Origin of the sequence: Tritonibacter sp. SIMBA_163 (genome assembly GCF_046535935.1) — a bacterium.
GTDB classification, from domain to species: domain Bacteria; phylum Pseudomonadota; class Alphaproteobacteria; order Rhodobacterales; family Rhodobacteraceae; genus Epibacterium; species Epibacterium scottomollicae.
In genome coordinates this window covers 76467-93535 of sequence record NZ_JAWJBP010000011.1, presented here as the reverse complement: position 1 = coordinate 93535, position 17069 = coordinate 76467, and the positions used below count along the sequence as shown (strand labels likewise).

19 protein-coding genes are annotated in these 17069 nt (G+C 60.9%); 17 read left to right on the top strand and 2 right to left on the bottom strand.

The window, feature by feature from the left end; genetic code table 11:
- Positions 1-109: 109 nt before the first annotated feature.
- From R0J92_RS15500 to R0J92_RS15445, 12 genes are all read left to right on the top strand, one after another.
- The gene (locus tag R0J92_RS15500; protein WP_411052301.1) at positions 110-2209 is read left to right on the top strand and encodes a TonB-dependent siderophore receptor; all 2100 of its coding nucleotides are present in this window, start codon (positions 110-112) and stop codon (positions 2207-2209) included.
- Positions 2210-2286: 77 nt separating this feature from the next.
- Complete coding sequence (locus R0J92_RS15495) at positions 2287-3282, top strand: ABC transporter substrate-binding protein (protein WP_411052300.1); 996 nt, start codon at positions 2287-2289, stop codon at positions 3280-3282.
- Entirely contained in the window at positions 3272-4303 is a 1032-nt protein-coding gene (locus R0J92_RS15490) for a FecCD family ABC transporter permease (protein WP_411052299.1), read from the top strand. The genes R0J92_RS15495 and R0J92_RS15490 overlap by 11 nt, the downstream gene beginning before the upstream one ends.
- Positions 4300-5334: a FecCD family ABC transporter permease gene (locus R0J92_RS15485; protein ID WP_411052298.1), complete on the top strand. Its 1035-nt coding sequence runs from the start codon at positions 4300-4302 to the stop codon at positions 5332-5334. Before R0J92_RS15490 ends, R0J92_RS15485 begins: the two co-directional genes overlap by 4 nt.
- A gap of 3 nt (positions 5335-5337) precedes the next feature.
- The gene (locus R0J92_RS15480; RefSeq protein WP_411052297.1) at positions 5338-6120 is read left to right on the top strand and encodes an ABC transporter ATP-binding protein; all 783 of its coding nucleotides are present in this window, start codon (positions 5338-5340) and stop codon (positions 6118-6120) included.
- Positions 6121-6132: 12 nt separating this feature from the next.
- Positions 6133-7197, top strand: a complete 1065-nt coding sequence (locus R0J92_RS15475; RefSeq protein ID WP_411052296.1) for a siderophore-interacting protein — start codon at positions 6133-6135, stop codon at positions 7195-7197.
- Between the two features lie 171 nt (positions 7198-7368).
- The gene (locus R0J92_RS15470) at positions 7369-8349 is read left to right on the top strand and encodes a MotA/TolQ/ExbB proton channel family protein (RefSeq protein ID WP_411052295.1); all 981 of its coding nucleotides are present in this window, start codon (positions 7369-7371) and stop codon (positions 8347-8349) included.
- Positions 8350-8355: 6 nt separating this feature from the next.
- Entirely contained in the window at positions 8356-8733 is a 378-nt protein-coding gene (locus R0J92_RS15465) for an ExbD/TolR family protein (RefSeq protein ID WP_411052294.1), read from the top strand.
- Positions 8734-8739: 6 nt separating this feature from the next.
- Positions 8740-9123, top strand: a complete 384-nt coding sequence (locus R0J92_RS15460; protein WP_411052293.1) for an ExbD/TolR family protein — start codon at positions 8740-8742, stop codon at positions 9121-9123.
- The gene (locus R0J92_RS15455; RefSeq protein ID WP_411052292.1) at positions 9120-9944 is read left to right on the top strand and encodes an energy transducer TonB; all 825 of its coding nucleotides are present in this window, start codon (positions 9120-9122) and stop codon (positions 9942-9944) included. Before R0J92_RS15460 ends, R0J92_RS15455 begins: the two co-directional genes overlap by 4 nt.
- Before the next feature lie 265 nt (positions 9945-10209).
- Entirely contained in the window at positions 10210-10371 is a 162-nt protein-coding gene (locus R0J92_RS15450; protein ID WP_106164937.1) for a DUF1328 domain-containing protein, read from the top strand.
- Positions 10372-10422: 51 nt separating this feature from the next.
- Positions 10423-10920, top strand: a complete 498-nt coding sequence (locus tag R0J92_RS15445; RefSeq protein ID WP_317384615.1) for a DNA starvation/stationary phase protection protein — start codon at positions 10423-10425, stop codon at positions 10918-10920.
- A gap of 152 nt (positions 10921-11072) precedes the next feature.
- Here the strand turns inward: R0J92_RS15445 and R0J92_RS15440 are convergent, their stop codons facing one another.
- Complete coding sequence (locus tag R0J92_RS15440; RefSeq protein ID WP_317384616.1) at positions 11073-11894, bottom strand: response regulator; 822 nt, start codon at positions 11892-11894, stop codon at positions 11073-11075.
- 115 nt (positions 11895-12009) lie between these two features.
- Here R0J92_RS15440 and R0J92_RS15435 point away from each other — a divergent pair, with 115 nt between their 5' ends.
- The 4 genes from R0J92_RS15435 (at position 12010) to R0J92_RS15420 (ending at position 15617) form a co-directional block, all read left to right on the top strand.
- On the top strand, positions 12010-12207 hold the full coding sequence (locus R0J92_RS15435; RefSeq protein WP_411052291.1) for a hypothetical protein: 198 nt from the start codon (positions 12010-12012) through the stop codon (positions 12205-12207).
- Complete coding sequence (locus R0J92_RS15430; protein ID WP_106164933.1) at positions 12207-12764, top strand: RNA polymerase sigma factor; 558 nt, start codon at positions 12207-12209, stop codon at positions 12762-12764. The genes R0J92_RS15435 and R0J92_RS15430 overlap by 1 nt, the downstream gene beginning before the upstream one ends.
- 149 nt (positions 12765-12913) lie before the next feature.
- Positions 12914-14611 (top strand): sensor histidine kinase, encoded by a 1698-nt coding sequence (locus R0J92_RS15425; RefSeq protein WP_411052290.1) that lies wholly within the window; start codon positions 12914-12916, stop codon positions 14609-14611.
- Between the two features lie 217 nt (positions 14612-14828).
- Positions 14829-15617, top strand: coding sequence for a PRC-barrel domain-containing protein (locus R0J92_RS15420; protein WP_411052289.1), 789 nt, complete (start codon positions 14829-14831; stop codon positions 15615-15617).
- 141 nt (positions 15618-15758) lie between these two features.
- On the opposite strand, the gene R0J92_RS15415 is transcribed toward R0J92_RS15420, so the two are convergent.
- Positions 15759-16346 carry an exopolysaccharide biosynthesis protein gene (locus tag R0J92_RS15415; RefSeq protein ID WP_411052288.1) on the bottom strand — a complete coding sequence of 196 codons (588 nt, stop codon included), beginning with the start codon at positions 16344-16346 and terminating at the stop codon, positions 15759-15761.
- A gap of 216 nt (positions 16347-16562) precedes the next feature.
- Here R0J92_RS15415 and R0J92_RS15410 point away from each other — a divergent pair, with 216 nt between their 5' ends.
- Complete coding sequence (locus R0J92_RS15410) at positions 16563-17051, top strand: hypothetical protein (RefSeq protein ID WP_411052287.1); 489 nt, start codon at positions 16563-16565, stop codon at positions 17049-17051.
- The last annotated feature ends 18 nt before the right edge of the window (positions 17052-17069 follow it).

Below are 17069 nucleotides of genomic sequence, written 5' to 3'. Positions count from 1 at the left end.
CCACGCAATAATACTTGACTCTTTTATATGGGTTTTATAGCCGCAGCCGTACCAAGCTTTTCCGCCAGGTAGACATGAGACCAACACGACTACGAGCGGAAGTGGCACAATGGCACGTCGGACAACAGCTGTATCTTTTCTGGCCTTGATGGCGGCTCTGCCCGCTTCGGCAGAGGTTATCGAACTCGAACCAATTCTGGTAAAGGCCAACCGCGCCGAGGTGTTCTTTGGCGAGAGCGTGGCGCTCGACAGCGGGACAGTGGCCAAGACCGGTGATCCGATCCTTGAGACCCCTCGTGCGATCCATGTTGTCACCGCCCAGCAGATCGCGGAACGGGGTGCCACCAACGTGGAACAGGCGCTGCAATACGCCTCTGGCATCACGGCGGGGCAATGGGGACTCGACAACCGTTCCGACTGGTCGCTCGTGCGCGGTTTTGCCCCCTCCACGCTGCACGATGGCCTCAACGCCCGCTACGGCTATTACAATGATACCAAACCAGAACCCTTCCTGCTGAACAGCGTCGAGGTTCTGAAGGGCCCGTCGTCAGGGCTGTATGGCAGCGGGTCCGTGGGCGGCGTGGTCAACACCACCTCAAAAACCGCCGCACAAGACAGCGACAACCTCTGGCAACTCTCCGTCGGGTCCAACCAGCGCGCGCAGATCGCGGCTGACGTCAACGGCGACCTCAATGCGTCCGGCACATTGCGCTACCGCATCGTTGGAGTGCTGCGCGATGCGGACACCCCGGTTGATTTCTCTCAGGATGACTCGCTGGCGCTGGCACCGTCGATCACCTGGCGCCCGAACGATGACACCGAGCTGACTCTGCTCGCCAATTACCAAAAGAGCGACGGCAGCCCACTTTTGCAGTTTGCCTCACTTTACGGCACGCTTGAGCCGGCCACCGGCTTTGGCAATGGCACCTATTTTGACGATACATTGTTCGTCGGCGAGCCCGGCTTTGATGTCTTCAACAGTGAACAGCGCGGCGTCACCGCCATGGTGAGCCATAGGTTCAACGAGGTCTGGAGCGTTGATGCCAGCGCGCGGTATCTGGAGGGCGAAGCGCTCTATCAGCATGCCTGGTGGGCCTTTGATAACACCGCCAACGGGCGCTACAATCCTGATGGCACCATCAACCGCACGTTCTACCGCGCCGAGAACGAGATGAAGTCTGCCGCGCTCGATGCCTATGCCACCGCGAATTACGCGCTGGGTGGGGTAGAGATGCGCAGCATCATCGGGGCCAGCTATTCGCGCGGCTACTACGACAGTGACACCGCATATGGCGCGCAAATCGCCCCGATTGATCCCTTCAACCCGACGTACACGGGCTATCCCAACATCACCGTGACAGACAGCCCCGGCACCTCCATTACCGAATGGGGGGCCTATCTGCAGAACCGGGCGGTCGTGGATGATCGGCTGTTCATCGATTTTGGCCTGCGCTACGGCAGCATCAAGACCGGGGCGAGCACCGGCAGTTTTGGCGCGACCTCCGTCGCCGCAGACGACAGCGCATGGACCGGGAACTTTGCCGCGCTTTACCGGTTCGACAATGGCGTTGCCCCCTACTTCAGCTATGCCGAAAGCTTCCGTCAGGACGAGGTCGGGCGTGATGTCAACGGCACGCCGTTTGAACCGACGGAGGGCACCCAATATGAAATCGGGGTGAAATATCAGCCCGCTGGAACCGATACGCTCTTTGTGGCCTCGGTATTCGACCTGACCAAATCCAACATGACCGTAAGCGACCCGGCCAACCCGGGTTTCTCAATCCAGACCGGGGAAGCCACCGCCAGAGGACTGGAACTGGAACTGTTCCACCGGATCGGCGACGTCAGCTTTGATGCGGCCTATACCTACCTCGACACCAAAAACTCCAGCGGTGCGCAAATCGGCCAGGTGCCCGAGAATGCGGCGTCGCTCTGGGTCAACTACGCGCCAACGGTCGGAACACTGCAGGGCTGGAAGCTCGGCGCCGGGGTGCGATACACCGGGGCCGCGTGGGGCGGCAGCGACACCTATGAGACGCCTGCCTATACGCTCTACGACGCGGCCGTGACCTATTCCCGTGACAACTGGCAGGTGGCGCTGAACATCCAGAACCTCCTGGACGAGAATTACGTTGCCACCTGCCAATCCGGTGCCTGCTACATCGGCGAGGGTCGCAATGTGTCCCTGACGCTCACGTCGAAATTCTAACCAAAACCGCGCCTCCGGACCTGCCATCGGGTCTGGGGGGCGCTCCGGCTTCAGCCCGAACCTGAAAAGGGCGCCCCATGCGTCAATTGTTCATTCTGGTGATCCTTGCTTTGCTGCCACACAGAAGTGCGGCCGACGCGTTTCCGGTGGAAATCGACCACCTCTATGGCAGCGCACGTATCGAGTCTCAGCCCACGCGCGTAGTCTCGCTCAGCTTTATCGGGCATGATTTCCTGCTGTCGCTCGGCGTGGTGCCCTATGCGCTCCGCAAATGGTACGGCCCGTTCGAATTTGGCGTCTGGCCTTGGGGCCAAGAGGCGCTTGGCGAAGAGACTCCCGTCGTGATGCAGGGCGAAATCGACATAGAGGCCATCGCCGCGATGAAGCCCGACCTGATCGTCGGACAATGGTCCGGCATGACCAGAAGGGAATATGATCTGCTGTCGCAAATTGCGCCCACCGTCGCCTCGGCCCCCGGAACCGGCGACTACGGCATGACATGGCAGGATATGCTGCTGCGGCTGGGCCAGGCCACGGGGCGGTCAGACAAGGCAGAGGCAGTGGTTGACCGCATCAATCAGCGCATCGCTCGCCTGCGCCTCGATCATCCCGAATGGCAGGGCGCAACCGGCATCATGGTCTGGGCCGGCACCACAGGCGCCTATACGGAACATGACATCCGCGGCAAGTTCCTGTCCGAACTTGGCTTTGTCACGCCTAAGGCGATCCGGTCCCAGAGCAATTTGAACCATGCATATGTAAAGGTCCCGGACGAGGACCTCTCTCCGATTGATGCCGATGTGCTGATCTGGCTCGACAGCGGGGCCTCGGTGGACCGTCTGAACCGCCTGCCCCTGCGCCGGTTCATGCGGGCCTACTCGGAGGGGCGGGAGATCTACTCCGACCTGATGCTGTCCTCCGCCTTGTCGCATTCAAGCCCGCTCAGTCTCGACTATGCGCTCGACACGCTGGTGCCGCTGCTGGAGCAGGCCATGGACGGTGATCCTGCGACCGAAGTCACCTCCTCGCGGGCCGCGGGCATTCTTGCAGGAGGTCCCGCTGATGACAGCTGAGGTCACGTCCCGCGCCCTGCCCCGACACCGGATGCCGCATCGGCTGATCTGGCTGGCAGCCGGGCTGTTCTTACTGGTTCTGAGCGTCTTGCTGGCATTGCGGATGGGCGCGCGCCCGGTCAGCTGGGGCGATATCTGGCAGTCACTGGTGGCTTATGACCCCGATGCGCCGGATCATATTGTCATCTGGCAGATCCGCCTGCCACGCGTGGTGGGCGCGCTGCTCTGCGGCGGCAGCCTGGGCGTGGCAGGCACCCTGATGCAGGCGCTCACCCGCAATCCGCTGGCCGATCCCGGCCTGTTAGGAGTGAACGCCGGTGCCGCGCTTGGCGTGGTGCTCTGCACCATTGCGCTGGGGATCACCGATCCTGCTCAGTTCATCTGGGCCGCTCTTGGAGGGGCCGCGCTGGCCTCGGGTCTTGTCTTCACGCTGGGCGGCAACGCCCCGTCACGTACCGGACGCCTGATCCTCGCTGGGGCCGCAGTGAGCGCCCTGTTCTACGCCTTGATCCGCGGCCTGCTGCTGGTCAGCCGGTCCTCGCTGGAGGTCTATCGCGTCTGGGTTCTGGGCGGTTTCGACAACGTCACGCTGGACATGGTTTCGACCCTGCTGCCGTTCCTGATCGTGGGGCTCCTGCTGGCCTTTGTCGCCGGGTTCAGCCTCAACGCGCTGCAACTGGGCGAAAGCACGGCCCAGGGTCTCGGCGTTCGGGTCGGTCTGCTGCAACTGCTCACCGGAGCGGCCATCGTGATCTTGTGCGGCACCACCGTCGCGATGGCCGGTCCCATTGCGTTCATTGGCTTGATCGTGCCGCATCTTGCCCGGGCAACCGCCCCGGCCGATATACGCTGGCTGTCGCTCTATAGCGCGGTCTATGGGGCACTTCTGATGGGCCTGGCCGATATTCTTGCCCGCTCGGCTCTGTTCTCCGGACATATGCAGGCGGGGGTGATGTCCGCGATCCTCGGTGGGCCGGTCCTGATCTGGTTGGTCCGCAGCAAGGGAGTGCGCGCGCTATGACCTATACCCTTCGTCTCGGCACACTGTCGCTGCAACTGGCACGGCGCAACCTGTTGGTCGGGCTCGGCCTGATGCTATTGGTTCTGACCGGCGGTCTTGCGGCCCTGCACATGGGCAGCTTTCCGGTTGGCGCAGCGGACCTGTGGACCGCGCTGCGCGGCGACATGGAAGACATCACCCGGATGATCCTGCTCGATCATCGCCTGCCGCGCGTGCTGGTCGCCGTTGGGGCGGGGGCAGCATTTGGCCTGTCCGGTGCGATCTTCCAATCCATGCTGCGCAATCCGATGGCCTCGCCGGATGTGATCGGGTTCAACGCCGGTGCCAGCTGCGGCGCGGTGCTGGCGATCCTGCTGTTCGGCTCAGTCCGCTTTGTGCTGCCCTGGGCGTTGACGGGAGGGCTGCTGACGGCGGCATTGGTGCTGGTGCTGGCCTGGGACAGGCGGCGTGGCACGGGTCTCGATCCCTATCGGCTGATCCTTGTGGGGATCGGTGCCAGCCTGACCTTGGGCGCCACCAGCGACCTGTTGATGAGCATGACGGACGAACAGCGTGCCGCCGATATGGCGCAATGGCTGACTGGTACGCTCAACGCGCGCAATCTGACAGATGCCGCGCTGATCTGGGGCGGTCTGCTTCTGTTGACCCCCGTGCTTCTCTGGCTGCAGTTCCCCCTCAGCCGTCTGACCATGAACGACGATATCGTGCAGGGGTTCGGCCTACGTCTGGCCGGCCTGCGGTTGGTCATCACCTGTGTTGGCGTGCTCCTTGCCGCGCTTGCGGTCAGCGTCGCCGGACCACTGCCCTTTGTCGCCTTTGTTGCGGGGCCTGTGGCACGTCGCCTGCTTGGCACCGGCGCACCGGTTCTCGCGGCCGCGGCACTTGTGGGCGCCTTGGTCACCCTCGGCGCGGACACCGCCGCCCGTCTCGTACCAGTGGTGCAACTGCCTGCCGGTGTCTTCACCGCCGTGATCGGTGCGCCGGTTCTCATGTGGCTTCTGGTCGCCCAATTTCGCAAAGGAGCCCTCTAGATCATGAGCGCCCAACCTCGCCTCGCCGCCCGGGACCTGAGCGTCCGCTTTGCCCACAACACGGTTCTCGACCAGCTTTCTGTCGATCTGCCCGACGGCGCAGTGACCGCCATCGTCGGTCCAAACGCCTGCGGCAAGTCGACCCTGCTGCGCAGCCTCGCCCGCCTGCAGACGGCGGGCACCGGGCAAGTCATCCTCGATGGGCAGTGCATCGCCAGCCAGAACAGCAAATCCGTTGCACGGCGCCTTGCCATCCTGTCGCAGTCACCTGTCGCTCCGGAGGGGCTGACAATCCGCGATCTGGTGCTGCGCGGTCGCACCCCGCATCAATCGGCCTGGCGCCAGCATTCGGTCGAGGACGCTGCCGCCGTGGCCGCTGCCCTTGCGGCGACGGGATTGGACGGCATGGAGCACCGGTCGCTCGATACCCTGTCGGGTGGTCAGCGTCAGCGCGCCTGGATCGCCATGGCCCTGGCGCAGGACACACAGTTGCTGCTGCTGGACGAGCCCACCACATTCCTTGATCTGCCGCATCAGATCGAACTTCTGGAACTGGTGCGAAGGCTGAACCAACAGACCGAGCGCACGGTTGCCATGGTCCTGCACGACATCAACCTCGCGGCGCGTTACTGCGATCACATCATCGCGCTGCGCGGTGGTCACGTGCACAGCCAGGGCAGCCCCAAAGACGTCATCACAGAGACCATGATGCAGGAGGTCTTTGCCCTGCCCTGCACCATCATCGCCGATCCGAACCACGCCACCCCCCACGTCATTCCAACCTGAGAAGGCTCTACCATGTCCATGCAAGAGAGATTTTCCTTCGAAGCGCAGACCCTGTTGCCCGGCCTGTCCTTTCCCGCCATCCGCAGCGTGATTCAGCAGCGCGCGCAAGAGTTTGACCTGCCGGTGGTGATCGACAGCGACGACGAGGTGCAGATCGAGACCACATATGGCAACTACAGCCTTCAGCGCCGCGACGAGTATTCCGTGGCCAGGATCGGCGCCCCTCGTGCGGATTGGCTCTATGTTCTGAAGGAAAGCCTCAGCGATACGATCGAGCACCTCGCTCCGGAGATCGCCGCAGAAATCTGCTGGTCCGATGCACAGGAAAGCGCCGGCCGCCGGCCACCGAATTTCCAGTTCATCACCGTCGAACACGTCGAGAGGATTCCCGGCTTATTTCTCCGCGTCACCGCGCACGCAGAGGATCTGACCCATTTCACGACGGATGCAATTCACTTCCGCCTGGCCCTGCCGAACCCGGCTCTGGACACGCCGCAATGGCCCTATCTGTCGGAGACCGGCCAAACGATCTGGCCCAAGGGAGACGCCACGCTGCACCGCCCAGTCTATACGGTCCGCGCGCTGGATGTCACAACCGGACGCCTGGTCTTTGACATCTTTGAACATGACGGCGGACGGGCCACCGAATGGGCGCGCAGCGTCAGCCCCGGTTGCCGTGTTGGCCTGACTGGCCCTGGCGGCGGCGGCATCCCGGAGGTCGAGACGATCATGATCTATGCCGATGAAACCGGATTTCCTGCCGTCGCACGTATCCTCGACGCCCTCGGCCCCAAGGCCTCCGGCCGCGTGGTGCTGGAGCTGACCGCCCCCGAAAGCGCAGACTACCTCATGCCGCATCACCCCGGAATACGCATCGAGCATCACGGTTCGAACGCCGGGGACCTCGGGGATCTCGCCATTGCGACGCTTGCGAATACGCCGGGCCATATGGTCTGGCTGGCCGCGGAAAAGAGCGCAGCCCAGAAAGTCCGGGCGCATTTGAAATCTGCCGGCTTCAACGCCAAGGATCACTACATTGCCGCCTATTGGACCCGACCGGCGGAGTCTGATGCATAGCCTTAACTTGACAAAAACGCTATGCTAAATTAGGCGCCAATCTTGGGGCCATTGCCTCTTTCTAGCCAATCACGGATCGCATGACCGCGCGCATCGTGTAGCCAAGCCATTCTGCCAGCACCCCGCTTACTGAGCGGGATCAGTGCCAGGCGTTGCTAGACGGAGCCGACAATGAAAAAGTCCCTCGTTTTTACGACATTCCTGCTGCTGCCGGTGCTCGCCACGGCACAGACTGCGGCTCCGGACGCTCCCGCGACGCAAGCTCCTGTTCCTGACGTTGCCACTGATATGATGGCCCCTGCGGCACCGACCTCCCCGGACACGCCGGATACGCCAATCACTGCAGAGACCGCCCCGGTGACGACAAGCGAGAGCCCTGCCACCGATCGGACTTCCGCGACTCCGTCGACCTCAGAGAACCTCCCGGTCGCGCGCAGCAACGCGGACGATGTGTCATCTGCGGCATCCGAACCGGCGTCTGCTCAGGATCTGCCGTCAATGGCGCGAGGCGCCTTCGACGAGGCCAAGACATTCCTGCGTGACGGCGGCCCCTCGATCTGGGCCATTGCCGCCCTGTCGGTCATCACGTTGACGCTGATCTTGTGGAAAATCTGGCGCCTGGCGCTGATCGGCGCCTGGTCGAAAGGCAAGGCCCGTCAAGCGGTCGCCGCCTATGAAGCAGGCGATGCGGACCGGGCGCTGACGCTGGTCCAGGGTCGCCGTGGCGTCCGGTCCAAGGTGGTTGCCGCGGCTCTGTCCGCGTTGAAGTCGATGCCTGATGCACATGCCCGCGAGGAAACGGCCCGCGTCGCAAAACGCGAACTCGGCTCGGCCCGCAGTGGCCTAGGCGCGCTGGAACTGATCTCCACCATCGCGCCGCTGCTGGGTCTCCTTGGCACCGTTATGGGAATGATTGCGGCCTTTCAGGCGCTGCAGGCCGCCGGATCGAAGGCCGATCCCTCGATGCTGGCCGGTGGTATATGGGAGGCGCTGCTGACCACCGCTGCCGGTATGGCGGTTGCCATTCCTGCCTCTGCGGCGCTGACGTGGTTCGAGTCGGTCATCGACCGCATTCGCCGCGATGTCGAAGATGGTGCGACCCGTCTGTTTGTCACCGAGAAACCGCAAACCATCCGACTTGCGGCGGAATGATCCACAATGCTGTTCGACACTCCTGCCCGCCCGCGGCGCAAGCCGAGCCTCACGCCGATGATCGACGTGGTGTTCCTTTTGCTGGTTTTCTTCATGCTGGCGTCACGCTTTGGCATCGACGCGGCCTTGCCATTGCCGCTTGCGGCGGGTGGCGGTGAGTACACCGGCCCACCACGCCTGATCGATGTGGCGCCGAGCGAGGTCTATGTGAACGGCAGACCAGTGGCGGAAGCCGAGCTGGCGGTCGCACTGACGCCCTTGGTCGAGGACAAGGCCGACGTGCTGATCCTGCGCGGCAAGGACGGCGCGAGCCTGCAACGTATCGTGACCCTCACCGAAGTGCTGCGCGGCGAAGGGTTCACCTCCGTCGTGTTGGTGGAGTAGTCGTTGATGGACCTGACAGACGCCCCCCGCCGCCCACGCGCGGAATCGATCGTTCCAATGATCAACGTGGTCTTTCTGCTGTTGATCTTCTTTCTGATGACGTCCCGCCTGGCCCAACCCGATCCCTTTGAGGTGAACCCACCCGAAGCAGATTTGGAGACACCACTGGACGCCGACGCAACGCTCTATGTCGACAAGGCTGGCAGGTTGTCTTTTGACGGGCAGGACGGCGATGCGGCATTGGCCCGCCTGGCAGAACTCTCGTCAGCTGATGCCGTGCTGCAATTGCGGGCCGATGCAGAGCTTGAAGCGGCCACCGCCGCCGGATTGCTGAGGGATCTGTCGGCTGCCGGGTTTGCCCGCGTCGAACTGGTGGTGAGCCCGAAATGAAACATTGGATAGAAGGTAGCCTGTTTGCCGCGCTGGCGATCGCGGCGCATGTGGCAATTTTTGCAAACATCCCCGCCGATGGCAGCGAAGATGCTGGGGCGGGCGGTGAAGCCCTCATCTCGCTTGCCGGGGCCGCACCCACAGTCCGTGAGATGGTGCAAAAGTGGGAACGACCGCCGGAAACACCCCCGGTTCTGGAAGAAACCCTCGACACGCCCGATATGGATATTGCGCCGCCAGAGCTGCCCCAGGTCGAAAGCGCGCCTGCGCCGCGAGCCGAGGTCCGGCTGGCCATGAGCGAACCGGAAGACACTGCGACACCGGAAATCGACACGACTCCGGCGCCTCCTCCGCCGGAACCAAAGCCTGAGCCGGAACCAGAGCCAGAGCCAGAGCCAGAAGACATTCCCGAAACGGCACAGAAAGCCGAGACCACCAGCGCAGGTCGGGCCGAGCAACGTGCAGCCGGTTCCGGTGGCGGCAGTCAGGCCGGCGCGTCCGCCGAGACACGAACGAGCACCGCCAGCAAAGGCCGACAAGCCAAGCTCAGGGCCGTATGGGGTGCAAAGATCCGCGCCAGTATCGCACGCCGTCAGCGCTACCCCTCCGGCGGGCGTGGCGACGCTGCCGTCGTGGTCACCCTGACGGTCAGCCGGGATGGCCAACTCTTGAACTACGGAGTTGCCAGGTCTTCCGGCTCTGCCGCCTTTGATCAAGCCGCCCTGCGTGCGGTTGCAAGCGCCCGCCGCTTCCGCAAAGCGCCGCGCGACCTTCCGGGATCGCAGTTCTCTTTCTCGCTCAAACTGGTCTTTAACCGCTGAAATAACCGCTGAAATAACCGCGGACATACGCGGACTGAACGGTCGGGTTTTCGCCAAAACTGTCATCAAGAGCGGCGCACTGAAACCAGCGCGCGCATGGACAGGCTAATCCGTCATTTCTGGCCCATGGCCCGGACCGTCGCACCCCTGCCAAGGAACTAAACCCAAGTTTCCCTGAACGTGAGCGGAACAAAAGCACGTTGTTCCCGTTGTATTATCGAAGCTCGCGACGGGCGAGCAACGTAACACGGCAAAGGAGACTCCCATGCTTGGTTGGGCACTGACATTCCTGGTGATCGCGCTGATCGCGGCCGTCTTTGGCTTTGGCGGCATCGCCAGCGCCTCGGCCGGGATCGCACAGATCCTCTTCTTCATCTTTCTGGTGCTGTTCGTCGCCGCGATCATCTTTCGCGCTGTACGCCGCTAACAGGCAGCCGCTGACGACACCCCAAGATTTCCTCGCTCGAAAGGATATGACATGACAGCTGCACTGAACGTGAAACCACAAATCGCCCCAGTGGAAACCGGTGTTCGGGACACGACGCCAATTGCCGAAGGGCTGAGCGACGTGCTGGCGGATACGTACCGTCTCACTCTGAAGACCCATATTTATCACTGGAACGTCGAGGGGCCATTGTTCTTCTCGCTGCACAATCTCACCGAGACCCAATATCAGGATATGTTCGCCGCCGCAGATGAGCTGGCTGAGCGCATCCGGGCCCTTGGGCACCTGACGTCGGGCAAGATCAGCGGCGTGCTTTCGGACAGCGCAATCGACGATCTGGGCCAGATGCCGAGTGCCGGCGAGATGTGCAAGGATCTCGAACGTGACCACATGCGCCTGGCACACCGCCTGCATGCGCTCATTGAACTGGCGGAAGCGCGCAAGGATATGGTCACAGGCGATCTGGCGACCGAACGCGCGGCCTTTCACGAAAAAGCCGCATGGATGCTGAGGGCGATGTCCGCTTCGTAAAATCGCGGCGCATCCACGAAAAACGCCCTGCGGACTGAAACGTGCGCAGGGCGTTTTCATATCTGCTCGCCCCGCATTCGACTGGAGCTGCAGACATGAAAAAACCCCGGACATCTCTACCCAGGGTTCTCAGCTTTCATCAAAGGCTGCGATCAGCTAGTCAGCGTATCGGTCGATGAAAAGAACATCGCCTGGCTGATGGCAGAGATCACCTGATCGGGCACATAAGGCTTGGCAATCATGAACGCAGGCTCGTGGCGCTCGCCAGTCAGCAGGCGCTCGGGGAAGGCCGTGATGAAGATGACCGGAACATCGCCCAATTCTTCCAGCAGATCGGCCACGGCATCAATGCCGCTCGAATTATCGGCCAGCTGGATATCCGCAAGGATCAGATCCGGCTTCTCTTCCACGCCCAGCTTGACGGCAGCCTTGCGCGTCCGTGCGATCCCGGTCACCTCATGCCCCATCATGGAGGCAATGCCTTCGAGATCCATCGCAATGATCGCCTCATCCTCGATGATCATGATCTTTCCGGTCACAGCCTGCTGCATCTCATCGCGGGCCAGCTGGATCAGCCGTGCTGCCTCATCTGCCTCGATTTCCATGACCTCAGCGACTTCACTGACGGAAAATGCTTCGACCGTGTTCAGCAAAAGCGCTTCGCGGGTGTTGGGCGTGAGAGATGCCAGATGCTGCAAAGCCCGCGCGCGCGGGCCCTCATCAAATTCGGCAACGGGCTGGCCAGAGCTGCCCCAGAGTTTGTGGAATACTTTGAAGAGGGCGACTTTGCCTCCGACTTCTTCCGCATCAAAACAGGAAGGATCAGTCAGGATCGCCTCCAGAGTGGAAGCCGCATAGGTGTCGCCAGAGGACTGAGCCCCGGTCAGCGCACGTGCATAGCGGCGCAAATAGGGCAGATGCGGTGCGATGAGGTCCGACAGAGTCAGGGCTTGTCCTGTTGTAGAGGTCGACAATTTTTTTCTCCTGTCACCAAAAATTCTATGGAACAAACGCACGGTCTTCGCGTTTGTTCCATAGAAATGTAATTTAACTTACGCCTGAAGGTAAAAGGTGTTGCGGGAGAAACGAATGGCAAACAGGCCTCAGAATCAGCCATGGGACACTCTAATCGACGAAAACCTGAAGAAGGTTTTTGTCGAGGATGCAAACGCGGATTTACCGCCGCATCTGATGGAGCTGCTTGATCGTCTGGACAAGATCCCGGTTGCGAATGGGGCGGGTCAGGTAGCTGGCATGCCCTCCCACTCGCAGGAGGAGGCCGAATAATGGACCGACAGGATGCCAAGGCTGAACTGACCAGCCATATGAAGGTGCTGCGCGCCTTCGCCATGAGTTTGACCCGAAATGACGCTGCTGCCGATGACTTGGTACAGGACACCGTGTTGAAAGCATGGACAAACCTGGAAAAGTTCCAGGAAGGCACCAATATGCGGGCCTGGCTGTTTACCATCCTGCGCAACACCTTCTATTCGAACCGCCGCAAAGCGGTGCGCGAGGTCGAAGATTCCAGCGGGGCGATTACCGAGAGCATCTCGGTCAAACCGGCACATGATGGACGGTTGCAGCTTGCAGAGTTCCGCCGCGCCCTTGGCGAACTGCCGGTCGAGCAGCGCGAGATCCTGACGCTGATCGGCGTGCTGCAATATTCCTACGAAGAGGCGGCCGACGTCTGCGGCGTAAAGGTCGGCACCGTCAAGAGCCGCCTTAACCGTGGGCGCGAGGCACTCACTCTCAAGATGCAGATGAACTCTGATGATCGCATGGAGTTGACGGATGCAGCCACCCACGCCGTTGTCGCAGCAAGTGGTGGAACCGCCGCGTGAACAGAATGAACTTCCCGTCCCTGGCCATCATGCGTGGCCGGGGTGACCCCAAAAACGACTCTCTCCCCCATGATACAAACGACGCATCCAGGCCCTTCGCCTGGGCGCGCGGGCTGTCTGTTCGCCTCGCCGTATTGCTTTCTGGTGCGATGGTGCCCCTCGGCCTGATCGCGGTAGACCAGACCGTGCGCCTGCAACAAGAGGTCGCAGAATCCAATAATCTGAGCCTGCAGGCCCTTACGGCGGAGTTCGCGCAGGAAGAGCGCGAGATCATCAAATCCGCTTTCGCTGCTGCGGAAACGCTCGCGCTGTCTGTGCCGGATTTGGCGACTGATGTCGAACGGTGCAAGTCGCTGATGGGGCGGTTCATCGACGCAACTGAAGACCGCTACAGCTTTGCCGGTTTCCTGCCAAGAGACGGCGTCATGAGTTGCGCGTCCAGCAATCTCACCATTGATTACTCGGCCAATCCGAATTTCCCGGACTGGATGCGCCGCCCCGAGCGCGAGGTGCGGGTAAATTCCTTTGGTCCTGTCGCCGGTAGCTCCGTCCTGATCGTCTCGGAACCTGTGTTTGACGACAGTGATGCCTTTATCGGCAACCAGATCATTCACGTTCCGCACGACCGCATAGACAAGCAGTTCCAGGCCAAGTTGGGGGAACGCCCCATCGACCTCGTCACGTTGAGCGCCGAAGGAGAAATCCTCAGCGCTTCAGGGGCGCGGGAAACTGCCTTGGAGCGGCTGCCAGCCGGCATGAGCATCAAGGAACTCATCGCGCTCAACCCCCGACACATCGAAACAGAGAATGCCGCAGGTCAGACCCGGCTTTTCTCCATTGTCCCGGTGCTGAGCGATGGGTTTTACGTGATTGGAAGTTGGGACCCGGACGGAAAACACACACCGTCAGAAACCGGCGTCCTGAAAAGCCTGCTGCTGACGCCTGCGCTGTTTCCGATGCTGATGTGGCTGGTCAGCCTATTCCTGATTTATATCGCACTGGACCGTCAGGTCGTCCGGTATCTGCGGCTGATTGGCCTGCAGATGCGCCAGTTCGCACGCGCCCGCGTATTGCCGGAAAAACCAGACGGCACCTACATGCCACATGAATTGGAAGTGATCGAAAACCAGTTCACTCAGGTAGCGGAGAAATTGCTGCACGACGAGGCCCAGCTCTTTGACGCAATGCACGACAAGGATGTGCTGCTGAAAGAGCTTCATCATCGGGTGAAGAACAACCTGCAGCTCATTTCCTCGATTATCTCCATGCAGATCCGGCGCACTACGAACAAGACGACCGCCGCCGCGCTACAGACCGTCAATCGCCGCGTGACCAGCATGGCAACTGTGCACCAGACGCTCTACCAGGCCTCCGAGCTGGGTCGGGTACAAGCGAGCGATCTGCTGCGGGATGTGGTCAAGCCGCTGACCGAGTTGGCCCCGACCAGCGCACCGGTGCCCAAGATCGATATTTCGCTCGACTCTGTCGTGTTGTATCCGGATCAGGCAGTGCCACTGTCCCTGCTCACCGTCGAAGCTGCGACCAATGCGTTGAAGTACCTGGGCGTCGACAAGAATGGCGAGCGCTGGGTGAAAGTGTCGCTCGAGGTACTGGATGACCTGCAAGTGTGCCTGACGATCACGAATTCCATATCGGACGACAGCACTGAATTTGAGGATGAAAGCACCGGCCTCGGCAGCCAACTGATCCGCGGGTTCGCCCGGCAGCTGGAGTGCAGCCCTCAGATTACCGAAGGTGAAGACAGCTATGAGGTGAGCATCACGTTCGAGACACTCCCCTTTGAGGCGGAAGATCGGGCATTGTCCGGGGTCTACGACGAAGGCTGATCCCGGCACGCGCCGCGAAATATCTTGCCGGCCGTCCCGCATCGGGGCGGCCTTTTTCGTTCGGCTCCCTGCCGTTTTCCCGGTTGCAAACAGATGTGCGCCAGTTCTCGCCCATGGCGCACAAAATACCGCGCGCCTCGGAACCATGCTCGCATCGCCACGTTGTCTGACTGAAGCACGAGCACGCATATGAAGTCACGAAATAGGAGCTAAGGCCATGAAAAACCTTCTTATATCCACGTCCCTTGTTCTCACGATGGGTTTGCCTGCTGTGGCTGCCGAGACCAGCGACATGTTTCGCAGCGAAGCAGGCCCGGCCGAATTCCATGCCTCATCATTCGTCGGAAAACGTATCTATCAGACCGAAAACGATGCCTTGAAGGATGGCATGGACGGCGTGCAGGATGGCTGGGCTGATATTGGCGAAGTCAACGATGTCATCCTGAGCCGTGACGGCACCGCAGAGGCTATTCTGGTCGACATTGGTGGCTTCCTCGGCATCGGCGAGAACCAGATCGCCGTCGATATGGATGCGCTGCAATTTGTGCGAAACGGTAACTCCGATGGCGGCGCAGACGGCTACTTCTTGGTGTTGAACGCACCGGCAGAAGCGCTGAAAACAGCTCCCGCCTATGAGATGTCTGGCACGGGCGCCGACACCTCGAGCCTGAGCGGCGAAGACACTAACCAGACCGAGAGCGCAGAAGCATCCACAACGGCGAACCCGTCCAACAATAGTGCACCAATGAGTGCCGACGCGCTGACCGGGGCCACAACCTTTGACGCCAATGATGAGATGATCGGCGAGATCGCTGACATCGTGATGGACAGTGAGGGTGACATTAACGCGGTTGTCGTCGATGTCGGTGGTTTTCTCGGCATTGGTGCCAAGCCCGTCAAACTGGAGCTTGATGATCTGACTGTCGAAACTGAGGAAGGCCGCGTGCGCGTCTATACGATGATGACCAGAGAGCAGATGCAGGCGCTGCCTGAATATCAGGGCTGACCCTGATAGCATTCACACGCGTAAACGATGAGAATTCCGGCCGGGCCCTGATGGGTCCGGCCAATTTTATACGCGGACTAGGTGAATTGCCTATCCGATCTGGGCCAGGCGCAAGGGCGAGACCAGTAGAGCGGCCGCCTATCACATGAACTGAGACGCCAGCCCGCCCAAACCAAGCATCAGCAGCATCACGGTTGCCAATGCAATCAGCCCGTCACCAGTCAGCATAGCGACCGCCAGCAGCGCAACGACCCCTCCCAAGATCGAGGATGTGAATGGCAGGATCTCCAAGAAAGGCATGATCAGGCCGCAAAGCAGGCAGACGAACTGAATGATCCGCAGAAAAGGCGGTGTCAAAAGCCACTGCAGTCGTTTCTTGAACCGGCGGTCCATCCAAGCAGCCACCTTGCGCAAGGCTCCGGTCGCCTTCTGGGTGTTCTTAGCCGAAAGCGAACGCTTTGACAGGAACGAGGGCAGCCACAGGTGATTGCGCCCCATGAGCATCTGGCCAGAGATCAACGCGATGGTCATCCCGCAGGCCGAGGAAAACAGGGGAATGCCGCTCAGCGGTGACACCAGCGCAAGAGAGGGAGCAACCAGCACCGCCGCGATTGATTTGACCCCCAGCTCATCCATCAATTCGGAAACCGTCAAACAGTCCTTGCCCTCACTCAGCAATTCATCGGTCTTATCCAATACGTCTTCGACTGGGTGAGCGGTCTGTGTCATAGGGTCCGTTTCTAAGAGTAGGTCAGCTTCGAATAAAACGCCTTCGACGCAGCTATGTTCCCGCGCAACATATTCGTTCCATCCATTGGGCGAGAAGCCACCGAAACACTTTCAGCGCCCCCTTCGCAGAAAAAAATCAGGAACATTCTGCGCGACAGCTCGTTGTCCTGTCAGATCCCACCGGGACAGAGATAAGTGATTTCAAGGAGCTAGAAGATGACACATCTGATCCGCACCACCGCCCTCGTAACGGCCATGGCCACCGCCGCGGGCGCAGCGACGATGGTTCAGGAAATCGACGTAAACGCAGACGTCAGCGCATTGGACAACTCCGAGGCAGTGGCCGTCTGGACCGATCTGGAAGCCGATCTCGAAACGGCGCTGGCCGCAAAACTGGTGAATCAGATCGCCGAAAAAGAAATGGAAGATGCTGCTGAAATCGACATCGACGTTGATACCGTCGCTCTGGCCTCCAGCTTTGAAACCGAGATGGGGATCGCAAACTCGGTGCTGGAGGGCGACGTCTCCGTCGACCTGCCCGGCAGCCAGTATGACCAGCGCTACACCCTGACCGTGACTGCTGAGCAGGCCAACATCTACTATCCCGAGGGCACTGATGTGACGACGCTGAATGTGGGCAGCGACGTGTTTTATACCGCGATGGTTGACGCCTTCGCGACTCATGTGGCCGAAAAACTGAAATAACGGAGAAATACGATGCGA